Here is a 3,802-nt window from a genome sequence, read left to right on the forward strand (position 1 = left end):
AGGAACTCCTCAAGGCTCTGTAATTAGCCCCGTGCTATCGAATATCTACCTGCATTACGCATTGGATTTATGGGTCCAGCAATGGCGTACTCGAAATGCTAAAGGTGACGTGATCATTGTCCGTTATGCCGACGACAGCGTGATGGGGTTCCAGTACGAAGGAGAGGCGCAGCACTTCCTGCAAGCACTGCGGGAGCGCCTCGCCCATTTTGGCTTGCAACTACACCCGGAAAAGACGCGGCTGATACGCTTTGGGCGGTATGCTGCGCGACAATGTCGGGAACGTGGTATCCGCAAGCCAGAGACTTTCGACTTTCTGGGATTCACGCACTGCTGCGGCAGGCGGCGCAATGATGGAGGCTTCAAGATCGTCCGTCTGACGATCAAGAGGCGCATGCGCACGACGCTGGCGGCCATTCGGGAAACGCTGATGCGGCGACGCCATGAACCGGTGGCAGTAGTAGGTCGGTGGCTACGGCAAGTGTTACAGGGGTATTTGAATTACCATGCGGTGCCAGACAATCTGAGAAGATTGGGAGGGTTCCGCTGGGAAGTTGGTCGCGCTTGGCGACACGCTTTGATGCGTCGGAGCCAACGACACCGGCTGTCTTGGGAGCGTTTCCAAAGGCTGCTTCGCAAATACCTGCCACCGTGCCGCCTGATGCATCCGCATCCAGATGCTCGGCTTACCGTCACAACATCCGATAGGAGCCGTATGCGGTAGTGCCGCACGTACGGATCTGACCGGGGGGCGATGGGTAACCATCGTCCCTACCGGGACCGGTAGATCATCCCAAATCGGAGAGCGTTGTAGAAGAGAACACAATCTTGAGTGCGGTGGCCGTGACCGCCTTCTGCTTACCAATCCTCCCTGCCAAACGCCGATAAAATGCGCCGAGCGCCGTGTCACTTCGACCGATCGTGGTCGCTGCCAACCGCAAAAGCGCCGCTGCGCGACTAGACGACCGGCGCGTTCTCGACGAAAGCAGTTTGCCGCCCGATGCGCCCGACTGCTCCGGCCTCCGGGTCCGCGTCCGTCGCTTACCGGACCCACTTGATCTCGCCTAGCGATCGACGGGCAAGGCTTCTTCATCGTCGAGAGAAACGCGGGCTCCCTGTATCTGACCCGTGCAGGCTCGTTTGTTCCAGACCAGAATGGCGATCTCGTCAACACTGCCGGATACAAGCTGCTCGGTTATCCCTTCCTTCACAGACCGTGACCCGACGGTGTTGGTCAACGGCTTTGACGGGCTGGTCCCTGTCAATGTGAGGGGCAATGGCCTGAAAGCGGAAGCCACTGCGCAAGCGACTTTTGGCGTCAACCTGCCGTCATTCGCCGATACGAAGGGCAGCGGCGTCGCCAACGTCTAAGGGAGACATTTACGGCCGCACATGCAGCCGCTGGAGGCTGCTGCGCAACCGGTCACGATGACTAAGTGGCACATACAGGACCCCCGCATCCCACGGGAGACACGGCAAGCGACCTCGTTGGGCCAAGAACGGTTCATTTGAACCGCCCGGACATCCCCCGATTGGCACCGCCATCAGCAATCGCATTCAACTTCTGGGCGGCAAGCACAACCTCGACGCGGTTCCGCGCGTCAAGCTTCTGCATCAGCACGGTCATGTAGTGTTTCACTGTCGTCTCGCTGATGCCGAGACAGGCGGCGATCTCACGGTTCGTGCTGCCGCGCAGTAGATAGCGAACAATCTGCTCCTCACGCGAACTCAGGCGCTTTTGCGCTTGGGTACGACTGCGAAGCTCTGCGGTCTTCATGGCCATCATGACCTTTGTGGCAAAGCCGGCAGTCACGAATGTGTCGCCGTCATGCACAGCACGGATCGCTTCATGCAGATCATTGGCGCCGCTGCTTTTGAGCACATAGCCCGCAACACCATAGTTCAGCACCTGGATCGCTGTTTCAATGCTCGAATTTGCGGTAAAGACAATAATCCGCGTGCCTTGGTAGTTCTGCCCGATCCGTTCGATGGCGGCCATGGCGTTGCCCGGCATGCTCAGATCAAGCACGAGGACATGCGGTGAAATTTCATCAACAATTTTCAAAGCATCGACCGCGTTTTCGCCCTTGGCAACGATCTCGAGGTCACTTTTTCCAGAATATAGACTAACCAATCCCTCCAGGAGGATCGGGTCGTCGTCAACAAACGCTACTGACACCGGCATGATTGTTGCGCTCCTTCCGCAACAATCACGATAGTTGATCAGCAATGCATTTCAAAGCAAACACTTAATAACAGTTTAATTTTAGAGGTCACAAGATGTGTTCCACGCCCGACGCCAATAGCTTCGAACGGGCGATGCGCCGTGCGCTACCGTGGTCCTTTGCCGCAAGCTTGGGGTAGATCAGTACCGCTCGGCTCCCAAGATAGGCCCAAAACGTGCAGTTTCATTCGGGCGTTCCCTCCTTATTTTGCGCGCACATAACACACGCACACTGTTTCTCAATATCCACTTTTTTATTGAATTTGAGCATCGTCTTGATGAGACGCTGCGCGTCCATGTCATCTGGAACAACTTCGTTGCATGCATCGCAAAAGCGGCCCGTCACCTTTTCGATAAGCACGCTCTCCCCTCTGTAGACATAGGGAATATCGCGGGTATCTCTAACGAGCGTACCTCTTCCGCAGTATGGGCATGTCATCTTAATGCCTCTCAAGCGCCTGTCTGCGGCGACGATCGCCGACGTTGGTTATCTCGTCAATTTGGCCCACCTGCGTTAACGAACTCCCGGCTTGTGGACCGGATGGCATCAGCCCCTTCGCATGGCCCAAAAGCGACAGCGCAGCCAAACCACGCGACCGCCGAAGCGAAAATATTGGGCATCTCTGCTTGCGTCCGGCGCCGGATTACCAGGCGATGGAAATCCTATCGCTACCATTCAGCCCCTACCGATGCCCCTCACTCTTCGCGGAAGGCCCTGAGCATCTGGTCGGTGAAGGGTTTTGTCAGGTATGAGATTGCGGTTCTCGCGTCGGTCTGGACGAAGACCTCGACGGGCATGCCGGGCATCAGCTTGCGGCCGCCGAGCCTGTCGAGCGGCTCGGTGATCGCGACGGTGGCGAGATAGAACGGCTGCCCGGTGTTGCGGTCGAGCGTGGTGGCGGCGGCGACGACGTCGATGCGGCCGTCGAGTTCGGGGGTGGTGCGCTGGTTGAAGACGGTAAAGCGCATGCGGCTCGGCTGGCCGGGCGCGATGCGGTCGATGTCGGCCGGCGGGATGCGGATCTCGACCGTCAGGTCCTCGCCCTCGGGCACGATCGACATGGCGGTGGCACCGGGGGCGATGATGCCGCCGATGGTGTGGATCTGCAGGTCGTAGACGAGACCGTCGACGGGGGCCCGCACGTCCATGCGCGACAGCCGGTCCTTGGCCGCCACGGCGCGTTCGCTGAGTTCGGCGATCTTGGCCTCGAGGCCGACGATCTGGCCTTGCGTTTCCTTGCGGTTGTTCTGGTCGATCGACATCAGCTTGATGCGCAGTTCGCTGATCTGGCCCAGCGCCTCGGCGATGCGGGCCAGCAGTTCGCCCTTGGAGCCGTCGATGCGGGCCATCTGGCGCAACAGGTCGCGATGCTCGGAGATCGGCACCAGGCCGCTCTTCAGCAAGGTGTCGAGCTTGACGAGTTCCTTCTCGACGATCTCCTTCTCCTTGTCGCTGGAACCGGTCTGGGCCTTGAGGCCGCGGATCTGCTCCTCGAACTGGCCGATCTGCAGCCGCATCTGCTCTTCCTGGCTGGTGATCATCCGGCGGTTGGCCTCAAACAGTTTCAGCTCGCTGAC

The 3,802-nt window shown here is 58.8% G+C and carries 5 protein-coding genes and 1 pseudogene; 2 read left to right on the forward strand and 4 right to left on the reverse strand.

The window, feature by feature from the left end; genetic code table 11:
• The coding region (locus BC360_RS31065; RefSeq protein ID WP_244512888.1) for a reverse transcriptase domain-containing protein at positions 1-724 on the forward strand (724 nt) is incomplete at its 5' end.
• A gap of 56 nt (positions 725-780) precedes the next feature.
• Here the strand turns inward: BC360_RS31065 and BC360_RS32850 are convergent.
• Positions 781-1,001 (reverse strand): annotated as a pseudogene (locus BC360_RS32850) (IS110 family transposase); the annotation flags it as partial.
• Between the two features lie 139 nt (positions 1,002-1,140).
• Between BC360_RS32850 and BC360_RS24605 the strand changes: the two are divergent.
• Positions 1,141-1,371 carry a hypothetical protein gene (locus BC360_RS24605; protein WP_139110186.1) on the forward strand — a complete coding sequence of 77 codons (231 nt, stop codon included), beginning with the start codon at positions 1,141-1,143 and terminating at the stop codon, positions 1,369-1,371.
• A gap of 133 nt (positions 1,372-1,504) precedes the next feature.
• Here the strand turns inward: BC360_RS24605 and BC360_RS24610 are convergent, their stop codons facing one another.
• The 3 genes from BC360_RS24610 to BC360_RS24620 form a co-directional block, all read right to left on the reverse strand.
• The gene (locus BC360_RS24610) at positions 1,505-2,185 is read right to left on the reverse strand and encodes a response regulator transcription factor (protein ID WP_065797221.1); all 681 of its coding nucleotides are present in this window, start codon (positions 2,183-2,185) and stop codon (positions 1,505-1,507) included.
• A gap of 223 nt (positions 2,186-2,408) precedes the next feature.
• Positions 2,409-2,663, reverse strand: coding sequence for a type II toxin-antitoxin system MqsA family antitoxin (locus tag BC360_RS24615; RefSeq protein WP_065797222.1), 255 nt, complete (start codon positions 2,661-2,663; stop codon positions 2,409-2,411).
• A gap of 257 nt (positions 2,664-2,920) precedes the next feature.
• Positions 2,921-3,802: HlyD family type I secretion periplasmic adaptor subunit (locus tag BC360_RS24620; protein WP_139110187.1), on the reverse strand; the 882-nt coding region annotated here is incomplete at its 5' end.

Source organism: Ensifer sp. LC163 (assembly GCF_001695855.1).
Lineage (GTDB): Bacteria > Pseudomonadota > Alphaproteobacteria > Rhizobiales > Rhizobiaceae > Ensifer.